This is a genomic window from Morganella sp. GD04133 (genome assembly GCF_029835375.1).
Classification (GTDB): Bacteria; Pseudomonadota; Gammaproteobacteria; order Enterobacterales; family Enterobacteriaceae; genus Morganella; species Morganella morganii_B.
On sequence record NZ_JAODZS010000011.1, the window covers coordinates 36,321 to 53,237 of the forward strand.

Genomic DNA, 16,917 nt, shown 5'->3' on the forward strand with positions numbered 1-16,917 from the left:
CACAATAATGCACTCTCCTGTTAATCCGTCATTAAGGAATCAGCTATGCGCCATAGTATTTATATTGCCACCAGCCTGGACGGCTATATTGCCGATGCACAGGACAAACTGGATTGGCTCTTTGCCGTGCCAAACCCGGAGCAGGACGATATGGGATTTGCTGCTTTTATGCAGCGGATTGATGCTGTGGTGATGGGGCGGAAAACCTTTGAGACGGTCTGTGCGTTTGACGGGGAGTGGCCGTATCACAAACCGATTTTTGTGCTGTCCCGCACAATGACGGAATTACCGGAAAAACTGGCGGGTAACGCAGTATATCCGGTGCAGGGGGAGATTGGTGCTGTGCTGGCGGATATTCACCGCGCCGGGTATCACAACCTGTATATTGACGGCGGAACGGCAGCACAGCAGTGCCTGGCCGCCGATCTGATTGACGAAATGGTGATCACCACGGTACCGGTATTGCTGGGTGGCGGCACGCCGTTATTTGGCTCGCTGCCGTCACCGCTGCAGTTTGTTCACATCAGTACAGAACGGTATTTTGACTATATGGTGAAAAATACCTGGTACCGTCAGCGGGATCAGGCCGCACACGCCTGATTGCACTGCGGGTGACTCAGTTCAAATACCATTTCCCGTGAATCCGGCCTGAACGGGCCGGACTGGTGGTCGCCGTAAATATGACGAACCATCAGCCCGCTGAATGTCACAGCTTCCGTGATTTCCGCAGCGGAAGGGAACGCAATATCTGATTCAGCGCGGTAAGTCCGGCCATTTTCCCCGATCTGATAAAAGGTCTGATAACGGACAACACCGTTGTGCTCTGATACATCATTCCAGGATATCACGTCATCGAATTTATCACTGCGCTGCACTTCCCGGCTCCGTTCCGGCGTCCATTCCCGCCACTCCTCAGCAGTCGGATTGCGGCTGTCAAACAGCACAATGCCGTCCGGGCTTAAATGGCGCTGTATATTCTGCAAAGCGGCAATACGCTGTTCACGGGACAGAAAAACCTGGAATGCATGACCGGATAAGATAATCAGATCATAAGTCATTTCGGTATCAAGGGTTTCTGCGGATGCCTGCAGCCAGCTGACGCGGCTGGTTTTTTCCTGTGCGATAGCCAGCATGGCAGCGTCCGGGTCTGCTCCGGTCAGAATTTTATCCGGGTATTTTTCCGCAATAGCGGCCATCAGCGTGCCGGTACCGCAGCCCAGATCCAAAATCCGTCCGGCAGTGACCGCCCGGGTGAGATACATATCAAAATCGGCCCGCCATTCATTATCCATATCATAAAACTGCGCCAGCTCAGGGTCACGGTAAAGCGGGTCATCATATTGTGTGGTCATTAATTATCTGTCCTTGCGCCGGGTCTGCGGGCGCTGAGCAATAAAAACGGCGCATAACGGGCAAAATCGCCGAAGCCACTGCCAAGGTCAAGCACCTGTTTATGCTTCAGACAGGGAAGTAACGCGCGCAGCGCAGGTACTTCCAGAATACCATTCAGACCGGTATCGTTCTGACGCAGAAGGCGATAGTTTTCAAAGAAAACAGGATCATCATAAACATTATTTTTTGCATGACGGAATTCAGACATCGTTTCTCCTTAGCGGTTTCACTCCGACACTAACCTGAAACACTGAGAAATACCTTAAAAACGATGCTGTTCTGATGAAGCGAGACCGGTAAGGTTCCCTGGCATACGTGAAAAAGATAAACTCAGGTTAATTTTTCTGTTATTACCGGGTGTATTGTCTGTTTATGAAAAAAGTCTGTTTTTTTGATCTGCCTTTTATCCGGCAGGATAACAACGCGAAACCGGAACATAATTACCGCCGGATACTGGCGGGTGATAAGGTGTTTTATACCTTTGTCTCTCAGTTCAGTGACAAAACGGTGCTGAAAAAACTCCGCGACGGTGACCGGATCTTTATCGGTGCCCGTCCGCTGGCTGACGGCAGTTACTGGCTGCACTGGCTGGTATCGCCGGAACTCGGCAATCTGGAACCGGTAACCGGAACCGGTAATGTGCGTAACCTGAAAAAACTGGCGCTTGCCCTGGTAATGGTTATTTTTTCTTCTTGGCTGTTCTTCACGCAACTGACGAATGTGATTGCCGGACTGGTGCTGATGCTTGTTTTCGGCGGCGGATTGTGGATGCTGGCATCGTCAGTTCAGGCTCTGCTGGTGACCAACAGCAGAACCATGAAGCAGCTTCTGAACGGGCTGACACAGGTGAAAGCGGGGAATACCGCTATCTGTTCTCAGGCTGAATATCTGCTGCCCGGTACAGAGGAAGGCACGCAGCACCGGCGGCAGGGGGATGACGGACGTTTCAATGAACTGGATTCAGTCCGTCCTGAAGACTACCGTTATGCGGAAAAACTGACACTGACCGGTGTGCAGGGATCGGTTACCGACCTCCGCTCTGTCCGTGATTTTACCGGCAGTGGTAAATCACGGCGTGATTATATTGAGTATTATTTTTTGTGTAATGGTATCCCGTTTACACTGCGGAATTACTACAGTTCAATGACAGAGGACATCAATCCGCTGTTTTTCCGCAGCCATCCGTTTTTCATTGCCGGGGAGGACGCTGTAAACCTGATCGTCAATCAGCAGAAAGGCGTGATTACCGGTCTCTACAATGAACGGGATCACAGTGCTTACCTGAAGCCGGACGGTATGGCGGTATCCTCGCAGCAAGTGAAAATGATGTATAAAGTGTTCACCGGCATTTTTCTGGTGATGATGCTGATGGTGATGATTTTTATATTCCATGATTTGTGGAGTATAAAGGGCACGCCGGATAAATGGGACTGGCTGCATGCGGCAAAATCGCTGGGCGGTATGGCACTGATGTTTCTTATGGTGATCAGCGGCATACTGCTGCTGGTGGAAATGGTGACGCTGCTGGTGCGGAAAAAATCAGCAGGTGCAGCCCGTTTTGTCTTTGTCAGGCAGATGCTGATACAACTCAGGCTCCGGAACGGTAAAAATACTGTTATACAGGAAATTAACTGATGTTTGCCGACGGACGTACCCGGATCACGTTGCTGGCGGTTGTGTTTATCACCTCAATGATGCTGACGTTTTCAGATTCGTTTTTTTCCGCGCCGGACAGAAAACGCATCCGCAGTTATCAGCCGGAAAAACAAACCGTAAAGTTATCCTCACTGGTCATCAGCGCTTTTCAGAACGGGGTGATGATAACCGGTGTCAGAGATGCCATACGGGTCGATTTGGAGAGCTGCGACCGGGAAACCCGCACGTGCCGCCACAGTAAAAATGTGGGTTTTGACCCGGCAAAGGATACGGATATACCACTACTGAATCTGACGATTTCTCCGGATAAAAACGTTATCAGCGATTATCTGGAAAAACAGACCTATGAACTGAGACGCAGTGAAGTCTACGGCAGCAGGCCACTGGTGCCGGTAACCTACATAATGACAGAGCAGGACGGGGATTTACGCGTCAGCGCCATGTTTATGGGGCGGGCAGAAAGCCAGGCCTGTGATAAGCAGGGTCAGTGCCTGATCCTGTTTCAGGATTACGGCTCGTATAAAAAGTATGTTTTCTATTCCGGGGACGGTGGTCAGAACTGGCGGTGGTTATCGCAGTGGCAGATGCCGGAAGTCGCGGGTGATGCAAAGATTATCGCCGTTACCGCACCGGGCAGCGGGCTGATGGTTCAGAATAACACACTGTATCAGACGCGTGATTACGGACAAAACTGGCGTTTGTTATTCAGCATGGATCACCGCAAAAAAAGAACCACTGATCGTTACGGGCACCGGTATGTCAGCCTGAAAAGCATTTACTGGCACTATAACGGTAACGGACAGGTCACGGCATGGATGGCGGATGAAAGAAACGACCCGGATAATGTTGCCCTGGTCTGCTTTAATACCCGGACACTGAAAACGGAGTCTGATCTGCTTATCCCGGGGGAGATAGGGGCACTGGACAGCACAACCGGCGGTGAATTTTATTTCACACTGACAGAAAAAGCGCGCAGGCGTCAGAGTGTGAATCATCTGAACTGTAACGGCGATTATTCACCGGTACTGGAAACCGGTGGCAGTTATATTTCCGGTTTGTATGCCGGCACTGATTTACTGATAGCTGAGTTACATTCAGACGCCCGGGTATCTGATGATGGCGGGCAGAACTGGAATACCGCAGCGGCACTCACGAAAGCATACGGGGAAACCGTGTTATTTGATAAATGGCATAACCGCCTGTTTTATTTCCCCGGCAGTGGCTACAGCAATCGTCCGAAAGGAAACCGTGACGGTCTGGAGTATGAAACCTCACCGGTGAAGTAAGACTATCCGCCGCTGTTTTTTATAACAGCGGCGGATCTGCTATCAGACGGTATTTTCTGCCGGGGATGCATTCATACTGTGGCGCAGTAAAAACATCACCACCAGAATCACAATGCCGGTTGCCAGCCCGGCGACATTCACGGAATACCAGCCCGCATAATAGAAGGCGAACCCGGCCAGCAGGCTGCCGAGTGCTCCGAAACTGAAGATCAAAAAGTCAGTTGCACCCTGGATTTTTGCCCGCTCATTACCGGTATAAGTGCGCGGGAGCAGGTGTGTGGTGCTGATCAGAATAAAATTCCATGCCAGCCCCAGCGAGGTCATCGCAATGAGAAAATGCGCGTAACTGCTGCCGGTCAGGCTGACTGCATTGTTGATTAACAGGCAAATCACCCCCAGCCAGACAAAGCATTTTACCCCGACCCGGCTGATTAACTGCCCGGTAAAGAAAGAGGGGGCAAACATTCCCAGGATATGACACTGAAATACAAAGGCGATTGCCGGGAATTCAAATCCCTGCGCTTTCATCGCCAGCGGGAATGCGCCGACCATATATACCACCAGCGCATATCCGGCGGCACTGACTACGGCGATCAGAATAAGCAACGGTTGGGAATATAACTGCCGGTATGGCCGGTTTGCCGCAGTATCACTGACCTGAGCGGGAAGCTGTGCTTTCAGCGGTAAGAATGTCAGCAGCACAAAAGCCATCAGATAGATAGCTGTCAGTGCCCCGAAAGTACCGAGAAACGGATAAGCCGCCACCAGTGTCCGGGTGGACATCGCCAGTGACGGCCCGATCAGCACGGCGATAATCCCGCCGCTCATCACCACGCCGATAGCTTTTGCCCGCAGCGCGGCAGGGGCTTCCTCCAGTGCTGCAAAGCGGTATTGCTGGGCGGTACCGATGGCAATACCGGTAAAGAACGTTCCCGCAGAGAACAGCAGCATGTTGTGTGTATAGATACCGGCGATTGCCAGTAATGCACCGGTCAGCCCGCCGATATTACCGAGAATAAACCCGGCGTGGCGACCGAAGCGCATCATAAAGTGAGCCATCGGCACCGAGGCGGAAATCAGGCCGATATATTGTGCCAGCAGCGGGATCGTGGCATGTGCCGGATCCTCCGCCAGTTGTGACCCGATAAGGACGGCAACGGAAAGTACCAGGGCATTCCCGGTGGTAAATAAGGCTAAGGCGGCGGAAAGCCAGTAAACAGAACACGGCATAATAATTCCTTATTATTCAACAGAAAAAGTGAATAATGACATCAGACGGAAATCAGTATGCCGGATGATACAACTTCAAGTTAACTTTAAGTCAAGCGGGATTTTTCACCGCTTTGCTTCTGTTTTTTTTCAGACTGACACTCAGGATTTTGCGGAACTTCGGGCACGCCAGATGGTTTTCTGCCGGGCATTGCTCAATATGCAGCAATCCTTGTTTCAGATTTTGCAGCTCGCGGATTTTCTGGTCAATTTCGGTGATTTTTGCCTGAATTGCCGTCCGTTCAATTCCTTTCGACGGCAGTTCGCTGAGCATTACCGCGATTTCATCCAGTGAAAAATGCCCCTGTTTGGCGAGAATGATCAGGGACAGCCGGGTCAGCACCTCTTCATCATAAATGCGGGTCAGACCCTTACGCCCGGCGGGCGTGATCAGGCCTTTGGTTTCATAATAGCGGATAGTGGCGGTTGTCAGGCCGGTCAGCTCTGCGACACGGCCGATATCGATCATTTTCATGATGCATCACGCAGGGATGCCAGGGAACGGATCTGTTTGCCGTCCGGGGTGAAATTATCCGCTGACAACCACTGTTCCAGGGCGTGGTTAACTACCGGCCATTCACTGTCGATAATGGAGAACCATTCGGTGTCACGGGTGCGGCCTTTGACCACCCGCGCCTGACGGAAGCAGCCTTCATACTGAAAACCCAGACGCAGTGCCGCATTGCGGGACGGTGCATTGAGGCTGTCACACTTCCATTCATAGCGGCGGTAACCGAGGGTATCAAATACATATTTCATCAGCAACCAGTGGGCTTCTGTTGACATCACCGTACCGCTGAGCAACGGGGAAAAATGCACGTGACCGACTTCGGTGACGCCGTTTTTCTCATCGGTCCGCATCAGGGAAAACAGACCAACAGCTTTGCCGGTGTGTTTATCCGTAATCGTGAAAAACAGCGGATCCGACGATTGTGCATTTTTTTCGGTGCGGGCGCGGTATTCATTCAGATCAGCCGGGGGCTCATCCGGCAGCCAGGTCCAGTAACGCCCGTCAGGGGCGAGTGAAAATGCCCGGTACAGGTCATCCGCATGGGCCGGGCTCAGCGGATCGATCCGGCAGTGACGACCTTCCGCGCTGATACGGGCAGGGTAAGGGCGGGCAGTCCAGTCCGGAACGATATCACCGACAGTTTGTCCGAATGCATTTATCTGACTCATTTGTTCTCTCTCCGCGCTTTTTTGCTTTTCTGTACTGTAATATGCGGAACGGGATGAGAAAAGAGCCGGTTTTTTAAAATTTCAGAGAACCACTTCAGCTGCACGCGGACAGATGAATACCATTTATGTATTTTAAGTTATCCGGCAGAATAATGTTGATGCGGCAAAGTCGTGCTATTCAGATAAATAAAACACCGGGAATATTCCGGCGTTTTATTCTGTGCTAATCAGATACAGATCATTAAATATGGATATTTGCTGATTATTTTCCGGAATATACTCTGGGGGAGTACATAACCACACCGTGTTCTCCGTTATAATCAGAAAAATAGTGAAAACAGAGGCTGACAGGCAAATTATGGCGGTATTTCGTTATCATAATGTAATATTTCCGTCAATCTGTTAACAGTCCCGGTTCTGATGAAATACAGGTTAACAGTGATGAGTGAAGCAGTAAGAGAAGCGCCCGTGCGGCGTAAAAAGAAACTGAACGGCCGGCATTTTTCACAATTTTTTATCTGCTTGTCTGTATTACTTGCTGCCATGTTTTTTTCGTTGTTTTACGGCAGTGTCAATATGGAATTTCATCAGAAGCTGGATACGGTAATCAAAATTATTACCGGGGGCATCAACGGTGATGACCTGCTGCCGTATGAAACCATCATTTATAATATCCGTCTGCCCCGGATTATCCTTGTGGCGATTACCGGTGCATCTCTGTCGCTGGTGGGGATTCTGATGCAGACGATAACCCGCAATGAACTGGCTGACCCGTATATTCTCGGGGTTTCCTCCGGTGCCAGCGCCGGGGCTGTATCAGCCATTGTACTCGGATTATTTGCCTTTATGTCGCCTTATAATGTGTATATCGGGGCATTTGCCGGCGGGTTGATATCCACCGCTATTATTGTCTTATTTAATTTCAAAAAGAGTAATATGACCAATCTGGTGCTGATTGGTATCGGTATTTCCAGTCTGTTTTCTGCTATCACCACCGCCATAATTTATCTGTCCAAGAATGAAAGTCAGGTTAAAAGTGCGATGTTCTGGATGCTGGGCAGTTTCTCCGGTATTAAATGGTCTTATATCCCGCTGCCGCTGGTGGCATTAATTGCAATATTAATTTTTTGTCTGTTATTCAGCAATGTACTTGATACGTTATTGTTAGGTGCGGATGCGTCTGCACAATTAGGTGTGAATGTCGGTGCCATTAAGCTGGCGGTGATTATGTTATCATCCTTTGTGGTGTCTATTATTGTGGCCAACGTTGGTGTGATTGCGTTTATCGGACTTATTATTCCGCATATTGTCCGTAATACCATTTCCGTGAAACATTTTAAGTTATCGCTCTATTCCTGCCTGGTCGGCGGTGCATTTCTGGTGATTATTGATACGATTTCCCGCAGCTGGTTTAAACCGGAGGAGATTCCGGTTGGTATTCTGACCTCACTGATAGGCGCACCATTGTTTGTTTATATCATTATTAAAGCGAACAGGAGCCGGTAACAATGAGTACTGTTGATATTACTGACCTGAATTATAACGGCATACTGAAAGACATTAATCTGTCATTTTCCGGCAAAAGAGTGATCGGTATTGTCGGGCCTAACGGCTCCGGTAAAACAACCTTATTACGGCATATTTACCGGGATATCAAAACACGGGGCATCGTTTTCGTTGATAATACGGATGTGGCTCAGTTCTCCGTCAAATCACTCGCCCGCAATATCTCGGTACTGACGCAGTTTAATGACCAGGTGGAAGGCAAACTGACCATTGAAGAGATCGTGGTGATGGGGCGGATGCCGTATAAAAAACATTACGTGGATTACAGCGACCGGGATTTTGTGATTGCAGATAATTACATGGCGTTGTTTGGTTTGCAAAAAATGAAAAATAAAGCGTATCACGCACTGTCCGGTGGTGAAAAACAACGGGTGATGCTGGCGAAATGTTTTTCCCAGGAAACCGATATTATGATTCTGGATGAGCCAACCAACCACCTGGATATCCGCTATAAAGTGGAAGTCATGAAAGCGCTGGCGGCATCAGAATCCACCGTAATTATGACCATTCACGATATTAATTTATCCGCAAAATACTGTCAGCATCTGATCCTGATGCATGACGGACAAATATATGCGCAGGGTACACCGGCGGAAATATTAACCCGGGAGTGTCTGTTTGATGTATTTGGTGTGGAATTTACGGTATTACCGGTCGAAGACCGTGTCGCTATATTTTTATAATCCGGATGAGGGAATGATGAAAAAATTATTATTGAGTACTCTGGTTATCTCCGCATTATTTTCCGTAACAGCCACTGCGGAAAATAAAACAGAACAGGCTTATGTCCCGGTTGAATTCAGTGCAAAGCTGGATGGCAACGAATATCACTTTAAACAGGAAACATCCCCGCAGCGTATTGTTTCTCTCAGTCAGATCACCACCGAAATGCTGCTGGCGCTGAATTTGGAGGACCGTATGGTCGGTACTGCCTTTCTGGAAGAGCCGATTTATCCGCCGGTGAAAGCAGCGTATGACAAAATTCCTGTGCTGGCAGAAAAATGGCCGTCTTATGAAGTCTTTATGTCCGTCAAACCCGATTTCGCCACCGGCTGGGCAAACTCATTCTCGAAACTGGCACTGGAAGCCAATAAAATTGTGCCGGAAGGGGTTGCCGTTTATGTGCCGGAATCCATGACATCACCAAAAGCCGATGTGAATACCTATTTTAACGACATGCTGAAATTTGGTGAGATCTTCGGTGTGCAAGAGACGGCTGAAAAATACGTGGCGGCAGAAAAAGAAAAACTGAATACCGTTATCAGCCAGATTCAGGCGTATCAGGAAAAAACCGCCTTTATTTTTGATTCTCAGGACGGCAAACCCTATACCTTCTTTGATGGTTATACCTCAGAGATGCTGAAACTGATTTCCGTTAAGAATATTTTTGCCGGCAAAAATACCGGAAAAACCTGGGCAGTCGGCAACTGGGAAGATGTGATTATGTCTGATCCGGAAGTGATCATTATTCCTGTTTATAAAGGCTTCCGTAATGATGATGATTATGATCAGAAAGTCGCGTTTATTGAAGCCATGCCGGAAATGCAGGGCGTAAAAGCGGTGAAAAACAGAAATTATATTAAAGTCAATCTATCTGAACTGGTGCCCGGACCACGTTCAATTGCTATTTTGCCGGTACTGGCAAAAGAAATTCACGAAAAGCCGTAATGTTTACTGAGTTCCGCACCGGGTTTCCGGTGCGGACAGTTAAATAATCAGAACAGATAAATCAGGGTGTAGAAAAATACCAGTGTCAGTACGACAGTCAGCAGGGTATTTTTAATCAGCCGTGCGGCGATAATACAGAACAGCGTACCCCATAAATACGGGTTATCACTGATATCACGGAACTGCTGTTCCTCTAATAATACAATCGGCGCGCAAATAGCCACCAGCAGACAGGGGGCGGAATAGGTCAGTGCCTGCTGAATAAAGACCGGCAGCCGCAGCGGTAATCCCGGGATCAGAAAAATAAAGCGCAGCGAAAACAGCATCAGTGTCAGTGCGAGTATTAATCCCCAGCTCATTTTACATCCCCCCATTTACGTCCCAGAAGAACCGCCAGCAGCATAGCGCTGACCCCGGCAATCACTGCGCTGCCCTGAATTCCGGCGCGGGTCAGCATAATCGTGACCACAAAGGAGAACAGGGCCCCTGCGAGTGCACTTTTTGATTTGATCAGCGGCACCACAATCGCCAGCAGTGTTGCCACCACCGAAAAGTCGAGCCGGAGCTGACTCAGGTCGCTGATGCTGTGGGCCAGCACAATACCGAGAATACTGACCAGCACCCAGACCAGATAAAAACTCAGTCCGGCACCGAACAGATAAGCAAAACTCAGGCGCTGCCGCCCGGCGACACTGACAGCAAACAGTTCATCCGTCAGCAGAAAGCCGATACCGGCCCGTTGCAGCGGGGAAAAAGAACGCACATGCGGGCGCAGCGTCAGCCCGTACAGCAGATGTTGTGAGGTGATAAAAAAGACGGACACAATAATGGTGATCACCCCGGCACCGCTGTTAAGCAAGCCGAGTGTTACCAGCTGGGCGGCCCCGGCAAAGACCATGGCGGACATCGCGACACTTTGTGCAAAGGTCAGGCCGCTGTCCACTGCCATCGATCCGGCAAGGATCGCCCACGGCACCACGGCCAGGTTGAGCGGGGTCATATGCAGTGCGCCGGTAAAAAAATCTTTCAGCGGAGAGGCGGGTAAATCTGTGGTTGTTGTCATTGTTATCATCCGTACAGCGTAAAACAGTCCGGATACTCTGCCATGACACGGCAGCAGGAATATTGTACAAAATTGTTCAGCGATATCAGCGGCGCTGCATAAATTTGCCCGGAGAAACACCCATTGCCCGTTTAAAATGGCGGGTAAAGTGGCTTTGATCGGTAAATCCGCACTGTAAAGAGACATCCGCCGGGCGACCGCCGTTTTGCAACAGCTGACGCGCTTTGCGCAGACGCGCCTGAATCAGCCAGGCGTGGGGCGGCATGCCGTAACGCAGACGGAACTGGCGCAGAAAATACCACGGGCTGAGATTCGCCATTGCAGCCAGTTCATCCAGGGAATAATCGGTTTCCGGATGGCTGTTCATCATCTCAGCAATATGCTGCAGGCGCTGACCGGCCGGGGTGATCTCCGCCGGGCGAAAGCCTTTTTTATTGTGACGGGTGATAAGCCACGCCAGCGTTGAGAGTAACAGTGAGCCTTTCAGCAGCCGGTTATCCGGCTTCAGCAACACATCAAACAGCAGGCGTAATTGTGCGGCAAGGCCGGGGTCATGCACCACTGCGTGAGAAAACCAGGGGACAAAGCCCTGATCGGCTGATTTGAGATCCTGCATCAGCGTGTTCAGCATCTCTGGTGTCGGATAAATCGCGCGGTAGGCCCAGCCGGTTTCCAGAGCCGAGGAGCCGGTGTGGATTTCATCGGAATTCACCAGAATGATATCGCCGGTCGGGGCATAATGGTTACTGCCGGTACGAAAAAATTGCTGAACACCGTCGTCAATCACACCAATACAAAAGCCTTCGTGCGTATGGCGGCTGAATTTTTGCTGATAATAACGCGCAGAGATCATCCCCAGACCATAAAAATCGTCCAGATGAAAATAGTCCGCCTGTTCGCGGGCGTGTTCGTCACTCTGCATGGTGTGTCCTGCGCTGTCTTTACGGTAACCGGTCATTATCGCACTGCGTTACATCTTGTCTTGTACAAAATTGCGCAGCCGCACGATATCAGTTTGTCAGTTTCATCAGCTGATCAGTTTCCGCGCCGCCAGGTCTTTCACAATCAGTGCCGCGACCAGAGAACAGCGGGGCAGATCACGGCTGTCCAGCCAGTCCAGTTCCGCAATTTCCGCAGCCGGTTGCAGTACGCCGGTAAATTCCGCCTGATAGCAGCGGATACGCACCTGTGTGCCGTCCTGTTTACCGTCCGCCTGACCGGTGAATTCCCCGTAAAATGTGATGGTGTCCGGTGTCAGTGTCACCGTCAGTTCTTCGTCAATTTCGCGGCACAGTGCCTGTTCGTCAGTTTCACCGGCTTCACGTTTGCCGCCCGGCGCGTAGAACAGGGTTTTGTTATGAGAGCGGACCATCGCCACTTTGCCGTCTTTCAGCGTGATCAGTGCCAGTTTATCGATCATTTTTGCCGTCATTATCGTTCCTTTATCACAGTAATGGTTAATGATTTCATCATAATCGTTTTCTGTGATAAAAATCATCAGCTCTGCTCTGTTACCACATAAAAAGGATAATAACGTTGAATACCCGCACTTATCAGTTTTACCAGGTTGATGTTTTTTCTGATGTACCACTGCTGGGCAATGCGCTGGCGGTGGTGGTTGATGCGGATGATATGACGGATGAGGAAATGCTCCGTTTTGCCCGCTGGACAAACCTCAGCGAAACCACATTCCTGCTCAAACCGCAGGATCCGCAGGCCGATTACCGGGTCCGCATTTTCACCCCGGACGGTGAACTGCCGTTTGCCGGACACCCGACCCTGGGCACCTGTTATGTCTGGCGCGAAACACAGCAGTTTAATGATAAGCGCGATATCATTCAGGAGTGCGGGGTCGGTATGGTGACTATCCGTCAGCAGGATAACCGGCTGGCATTTGCTGCCCCGGCACTGTTACGCGGCGGGGATACTGATCCGCAGCAGGTGGCGTATATAGTGAAAGCACTGGGTCTGCGTGATGAAGATGTGGTGCGCTCTGCATGGGTGGATAACGGGCCGGGATGGATTGGCCTGCAACTGACTTCTGTTGCGAAGGTGCTGGCGGCGAAACCGGATTATTCCCTGCTGGATGGGTATGATATCGGCCTGTGTGCACTGTATGACGACCAGAGCGGACCGGTTCAGCTGGAGGTGCGTGCACTATGCTGTTCTCTGGGGGAAGAAGATCCGGTAACCGGCAGTCTGAATGCATCGCTTGCCCAGTGGCTGACCGGCGAAGGTATTTTGCCGGAACGCTATGTGGCCGGACAGGGACAGGTTATCAGCCGGGACGGCAAAATCTTTGTTACTAAGGAAGCGGGTCAGGTATGGGTTGCCGGGGATGTGACCTGCGTGATCACCGGACAGGCAGCGCTGCACTGACTGAAAGTAAACCAAAAGGATAATTACCGTGAACAACAAAACCCATTCCTTTTATCAGGTTGATGTGTTTTCTGATGTACCACTGCTCGGCAATGCGCTGGCGGTGGTGGTTGATGCGGATGATCTGGCCGATGAAGAGATGCATCGTTTTGCCCGCTGGACAAACCTCAGTGAAACCACATTTCTGCTGAAACCCCGGGATCCGCAGGCTGATTACCGTGTCCGGATTTTCACCCCGGACGGTGAGCTGCCGTTTGCCGGACACCCGACGCTGGGCAGTTGCCATGTCTGGAAGCAGCATACCGGTTTCAGTGAGACACGGGATATCATTCAGGAATGTGCCGCCGGGCTTATTACGCTGCGTCAGTCTGAACAGGGAACTGCTTTTGCCGCACCGCCGATGATTAACGAACGGGATTTGACAGAAGATGAGTGCAATACGGTTGCATCGGCATACGGCATCCCCCGCAGCGCTGTTTTACAGGCAAAGTATATTGATAACGGCCCGGCCTGGACTGGGGTTGAGGTGGATTCCGTTGCCCGCCTGCTGGCAATTACGCCGGATTATGCGGTACTCAGTCAGTCAGGGAATAACGCACTGTATAAAATCGGCGTGTGTGCCCGGTATCCCGCGGGCAGTGAAGCCACACTTGCGGTAAGGGCATTTATTAACCGCCGGGGTGCGGAAGACCCGGTAACCGGCAGCCTGAACGCGGCACTGGCGCAGTGGCTTATCGGCAATGGTACGTTACCGCCGCATTATCTGGCTCGTCAGGGGGAGAGCGTGAAACGTGACGGCTGGCTGAGTGTCCGGCAGGATGCGGACGGGATTTGGGTCGGCGGTGCTGTGACAGACTGTATCCGGGGTCAGGTTTCACTGCGCTGAAAAATACTCACCGGCGGATATTATACCGCCGGTGATGTCAGTGCAGACTGCAATACCAGCTGACCGGCACGAACCATCTCTGCCAGCTGCTCCGCACTTTCACCGGCCCGGGCGCGCAGGGAAATACTGTGCAGAAACGCGGTCAGTGTTTTTGCCAGCAGCGGGGCGGAATCCGGATCGCGCAGCGCGGTTTTCTCTTCATTCAGACAATCCAGCACCATCACCTCCTGTGCCGCAATCACTTCCTGCAGGCGTTTGCGGATAGCAGGGTCGTACACTTCCGCAGCGGCTGTCGATAACACCATGCATCCGGCAGGGCCATGCTCTCCGGTATAAAGGGTGACGGTTGCCTGTAACCAGCGGGTCAGGCGGGCGGCCAGCGGCTCACCGGGCGTCTTTGGTGCCAGTGCTGAGGAATAATGCGCCTGAGCGATTTCACCGAACCTGTCCATTGCCAGCTGATAAAGCCGTTCTTTATTACCGAAAGCGGCGTACAGGCTGGGTTTTCTCATGTCCGTTTCTGCGGCCAGTTCATCGAGAGACGTTGCGGTATACCCTTTGCGCCAGAACTGCACCATGATTTTATCCAGTGCGGCGGCACTGTCGTAATTCCGGGGTCTGCCTTTTTGTGCCATTTGATTACCGATCAGTATAAAAACAATTTACATCATTGTACCTCATGCATTATTTTACCGTTTAGTAAATAAATGTTGTTACGGAGTATTTTGATGTCTGATCATGATTATGCAGTTGAAACGATTTACGGGCTGAGCACGCCTTCCATTCAGGCGCTGATCGCTGCCGGACGCGCATCACAGCCCGCATTGCTGAAAGTCGGGATTTTTGTCTGTCCGGGCTATATGCCGATGGATATCAACGGCGCGCAGTCCGTTTTTACGATTGCCGGGGCGGAAATCTATTTTATCTGGAAACGCCGGGAGCTGGTGGAGGGCTATATCGGCTGGCCGACGATGCCGACAATGACCTTTGATGAGTGTCCGGATGATCTGGATGTGCTGGTGACCGGCATGGTGCCGCCGGAAGTGATTGAAGACCCTGAGGTGATCCGCTTTTTCGCACAGGCAGGGCAAAAAGCAAAATATGTGATTGGCACCTGCTACGGTTCGCTGATGCTGGGCACCGCCGGATTACTGACAGGCAGAAGGGCAACCAGTAACAGCAATGTGGTGCCGATGCTGCCTGATGTCGGGGCTGTTGCCATCGGCGGCAGTGATGTGGTGATCGACGATACTATCTACACCTCGGGTCCGGCCACCGGTTCGTTTGATGCCTCATTACTGGTGCTGAAAGCCCTGCGGGGTGAGGAGCTGGCTGCGCTGGTTGAACTGGCGATTGAATACGACCCGCGCCCGCCGTTCCGCACCGGCTCCCCGCAACTCGCGGGACCGGAAATGACTGCCGTTTCACAAAGCATGACCGCGCCGCTTAACCGGCAATATCACGACGCAGCGAAGCGCGGCTATGCCTGTTATCAGCAGATGATTCAGGGCTGACAAACCGGATAATATGCTGTCAAATCCGGGGTTTTGTTTTTGATCCAGTCAGTGATAAGAGATAATGCTCCCGGATAATAGGCTCCCCGTCCGGTATACAGAAACTGCCACTGGCGCAGTACCGGCCAGTCGCTGCTGAGTTGATAATTAAAGGGGGGTGCCTGTAATAAACTGTGCCCGGCCTGCGGAAAGACAACAACATTTGCTTTTGGATTATCTTTCAAAAGTAACTGATAATGGCAGGCGTTCTGCCGGGCATCGACATTCAGATCCTCAGCGCCCCATACCGCCAGCACACGCCCGTTCATCTGAGGGATCGCCGGGGTGGCATCGCTGAGGTAATTTTTGACCACAAATTCAAAACGGTCGGGTGTCATATCACCCCGCTGTGCCGGGTCTTTTGAACCATCCGCACCAAATATTCGGTCATTCTCCGCCTGCTCTGCGGTCAGCAGTTGAGTGATCTCCGCCTGAGATTTACCCTGCTGTGCGTAGCGCAGCCCCTGATAAAATTGTCCCTGATCCCGCCAGTTCACGGCACCACCGATAATCACGGAAAAATCAGGCTGTGATTGTGCTGCCGCCACCGGGATCACCCATCCGGCCTGGGAAAAACCGAGAAAACCAACCTGTACGGGGGTGTTCTGATAGCGGGACTGTATCAGTGTCAGTGCTGCCACGGCTTCCGCTGCGCGATCATCCATTGACTGATGCAGCCAGTTTCCCTGACTGCTACCGGTGCCGGCTTTATCCCAGGAAAATACTGCAATACCGGCATCCAGCAGAGTATTAAACAGCGGGTTATATCCGTTGTCTGAATATCTGTCCTGCGGGCCGTCACCATGAATAATCACGGCAATCGCCGCAGGGTGTCCGCTGCCGGGCAGCAGCAGGGTACCGGAAAGGGTATTTCCCTGTGAGGTGAAGGTCAGTTCTTTTGCTACTGCATTGTCGAAATCAAAATCATCAAGATGGCTGGTAAAAAACAGCACCAGTCCGGCAGCCAGCAACAGCAGAACGATCCCGGTAAGTATCCGGCGGAGATAACGCGCTATCATG

At 51.2% G+C, this 16,917-nt stretch carries 20 protein-coding genes; 9 read left to right on the forward strand and 11 right to left on the reverse strand.

Annotated features, from left to right (window positions below):
- Positions 1 to 45 precede the first annotated feature (45 nt).
- Positions 46 to 600 carry a dihydrofolate reductase family protein gene (locus tag N7387_RS06805; RefSeq protein WP_279797912.1) on the forward strand — a complete coding sequence of 185 codons (555 nt, stop codon included), beginning with the start codon at positions 46 to 48 and terminating at the stop codon, positions 598 to 600.
- Here N7387_RS06805 and N7387_RS06810 read toward each other — a convergent pair.
- Both N7387_RS06810 and N7387_RS06815 read right to left on the reverse strand, forming a co-directional pair.
- Complete coding sequence (locus N7387_RS06810; RefSeq protein ID WP_279797913.1) at positions 582 to 1,352, reverse strand: class I SAM-dependent methyltransferase; 771 nt, start codon at positions 1,350 to 1,352, stop codon at positions 582 to 584. The genes N7387_RS06805 and N7387_RS06810 overlap by 19 nt on opposite strands.
- Positions 1,352 to 1,600, reverse strand: coding sequence for a hypothetical protein (locus tag N7387_RS06815; RefSeq protein WP_279797914.1), 249 nt, complete (start codon positions 1,598 to 1,600; stop codon positions 1,352 to 1,354). The genes N7387_RS06810 and N7387_RS06815 overlap by 1 nt, the downstream gene beginning before the upstream one ends.
- Positions 1,601 to 1,764: 164 nt before the next feature.
- Between N7387_RS06815 and N7387_RS06820 the strand changes: the two genes are divergently transcribed.
- Both N7387_RS06820 and N7387_RS06825 read left to right on the forward strand, forming a co-directional pair.
- Positions 1,765 to 3,027: a hypothetical protein gene (locus N7387_RS06820; RefSeq protein WP_279797915.1), complete on the forward strand. Its 1,263-nt coding sequence runs from the start codon at positions 1,765 to 1,767 to the stop codon at positions 3,025 to 3,027.
- A complete protein-coding gene (locus N7387_RS06825) occupies positions 3,027 to 4,334 on the forward strand; it encodes a hypothetical protein (protein ID WP_279797916.1) in 1,308 nt (435 codons plus the stop codon). The genes N7387_RS06820 and N7387_RS06825 overlap by 1 nt, the downstream gene beginning before the upstream one ends.
- A 42-nt stretch (positions 4,335 to 4,376) precedes the next feature.
- On the opposite strand, the gene N7387_RS06830 is transcribed toward N7387_RS06825, so the two are convergent.
- The 3 genes from N7387_RS06830 to N7387_RS06840 all read right to left on the reverse strand — a co-directional run bounded on the left by N7387_RS06830 (position 4,377) and on the right by N7387_RS06840 (position 6,782).
- Positions 4,377 to 5,564, reverse strand: a complete 1,188-nt coding sequence (locus tag N7387_RS06830) for an MFS transporter (protein ID WP_279797917.1) — start codon at positions 5,562 to 5,564, stop codon at positions 4,377 to 4,379.
- A gap of 91 nt (positions 5,565 to 5,655) precedes the next feature.
- Positions 5,656 to 6,078, reverse strand: coding sequence for a MerR family transcriptional regulator (locus N7387_RS06835; RefSeq protein ID WP_262883843.1), 423 nt, complete (start codon positions 6,076 to 6,078; stop codon positions 5,656 to 5,658).
- Positions 6,075 to 6,782, reverse strand: a complete 708-nt coding sequence (locus tag N7387_RS06840; RefSeq protein WP_279797919.1) for a GNAT family protein — start codon at positions 6,780 to 6,782, stop codon at positions 6,075 to 6,077. Before N7387_RS06840 ends, N7387_RS06835 begins: the two co-directional genes overlap by 4 nt.
- Positions 6,783 to 7,223: 441 nt before the next feature.
- Between N7387_RS06840 and N7387_RS06845 the strand changes: the two genes are divergently transcribed.
- The 3 genes from N7387_RS06845 to N7387_RS06855 are packed head-to-tail and all read left to right on the forward strand — an operon-like array spanning position 7,224 to position 10,016.
- The gene (locus N7387_RS06845; protein WP_279797920.1) at positions 7,224 to 8,288 is read left to right on the forward strand and encodes an iron ABC transporter permease; all 1,065 of its coding nucleotides are present in this window, start codon (positions 7,224 to 7,226) and stop codon (positions 8,286 to 8,288) included.
- 2 nt (positions 8,289 to 8,290) lie between these two features.
- Complete coding sequence (locus N7387_RS06850; RefSeq protein ID WP_279797921.1) at positions 8,291 to 9,031, forward strand: ABC transporter ATP-binding protein; 741 nt, start codon at positions 8,291 to 8,293, stop codon at positions 9,029 to 9,031.
- Positions 9,032 to 9,044: 13 nt separating this feature from the next.
- Positions 9,045 to 10,016 (forward strand): ABC transporter substrate-binding protein, encoded by a 972-nt coding sequence (locus tag N7387_RS06855; protein ID WP_279797922.1) that lies wholly within the window; start codon positions 9,045 to 9,047, stop codon positions 10,014 to 10,016.
- Between the two features lie 47 nt (positions 10,017 to 10,063).
- Here the strand turns inward: N7387_RS06855 and N7387_RS06860 are convergent, their stop codons facing one another.
- The 4 genes from N7387_RS06860 to N7387_RS06875 form a co-directional block, all read right to left on the reverse strand.
- Positions 10,064 to 10,375: an AzlD domain-containing protein gene (locus N7387_RS06860; protein WP_024473104.1), complete on the reverse strand. Its 312-nt coding sequence runs from the start codon at positions 10,373 to 10,375 to the stop codon at positions 10,064 to 10,066.
- Entirely contained in the window at positions 10,372 to 11,079 is a 708-nt protein-coding gene (locus tag N7387_RS06865) for an AzlC family ABC transporter permease (RefSeq protein ID WP_279797923.1), read from the reverse strand. The genes N7387_RS06860 and N7387_RS06865 overlap by 4 nt, the downstream gene beginning before the upstream one ends.
- An 85-nt stretch (positions 11,080 to 11,164) precedes the next feature.
- Complete coding sequence (locus N7387_RS06870) at positions 11,165 to 12,001, reverse strand: AraC family transcriptional regulator (RefSeq protein ID WP_279798008.1); 837 nt, start codon at positions 11,999 to 12,001, stop codon at positions 11,165 to 11,167.
- Between the two features lie 105 nt (positions 12,002 to 12,106).
- Entirely contained in the window at positions 12,107 to 12,511 is a 405-nt protein-coding gene (locus tag N7387_RS06875; protein WP_108657039.1) for an NUDIX domain-containing protein, read from the reverse strand.
- Positions 12,512 to 12,615: 104 nt separating this feature from the next.
- Between N7387_RS06875 and N7387_RS06880 the strand changes: the two genes are divergently transcribed.
- Together N7387_RS06880 and N7387_RS06885 are read left to right on the forward strand one after the other, a co-directional pair.
- On the forward strand, positions 12,616 to 13,458 hold the full coding sequence (locus N7387_RS06880; RefSeq protein WP_279797924.1) for a PhzF family phenazine biosynthesis protein: 843 nt from the start codon (positions 12,616 to 12,618) through the stop codon (positions 13,456 to 13,458).
- A gap of 28 nt (positions 13,459 to 13,486) precedes the next feature.
- Complete coding sequence (locus tag N7387_RS06885) at positions 13,487 to 14,344, forward strand: PhzF family phenazine biosynthesis protein (protein WP_262864471.1); 858 nt, start codon at positions 13,487 to 13,489, stop codon at positions 14,342 to 14,344.
- Between the two features lie 20 nt (positions 14,345 to 14,364).
- On the opposite strand, the gene N7387_RS06890 is transcribed toward N7387_RS06885, so the two are convergent.
- Entirely contained in the window at positions 14,365 to 14,979 is a 615-nt protein-coding gene (locus tag N7387_RS06890; RefSeq protein WP_279797927.1) for a TetR/AcrR family transcriptional regulator, read from the reverse strand.
- Between the two features lie 93 nt (positions 14,980 to 15,072).
- Between N7387_RS06890 and N7387_RS06895 the strand changes: the two genes are divergently transcribed.
- Positions 15,073 to 15,858 carry a DJ-1/PfpI family protein gene (locus tag N7387_RS06895; RefSeq protein WP_279797929.1) on the forward strand — a complete coding sequence of 262 codons (786 nt, stop codon included), beginning with the start codon at positions 15,073 to 15,075 and terminating at the stop codon, positions 15,856 to 15,858.
- On the opposite strand, the gene N7387_RS06900 is transcribed toward N7387_RS06895, so the two are convergent.
- Entirely contained in the window at positions 15,849 to 16,916 is a 1,068-nt protein-coding gene (locus tag N7387_RS06900) for an alpha/beta fold hydrolase (protein WP_279797931.1), read from the reverse strand. The two genes, N7387_RS06895 and N7387_RS06900, sit on opposite strands and share 10 nt — an antisense overlap.
- Position 16,917: the final 1 nt, after the last annotated feature.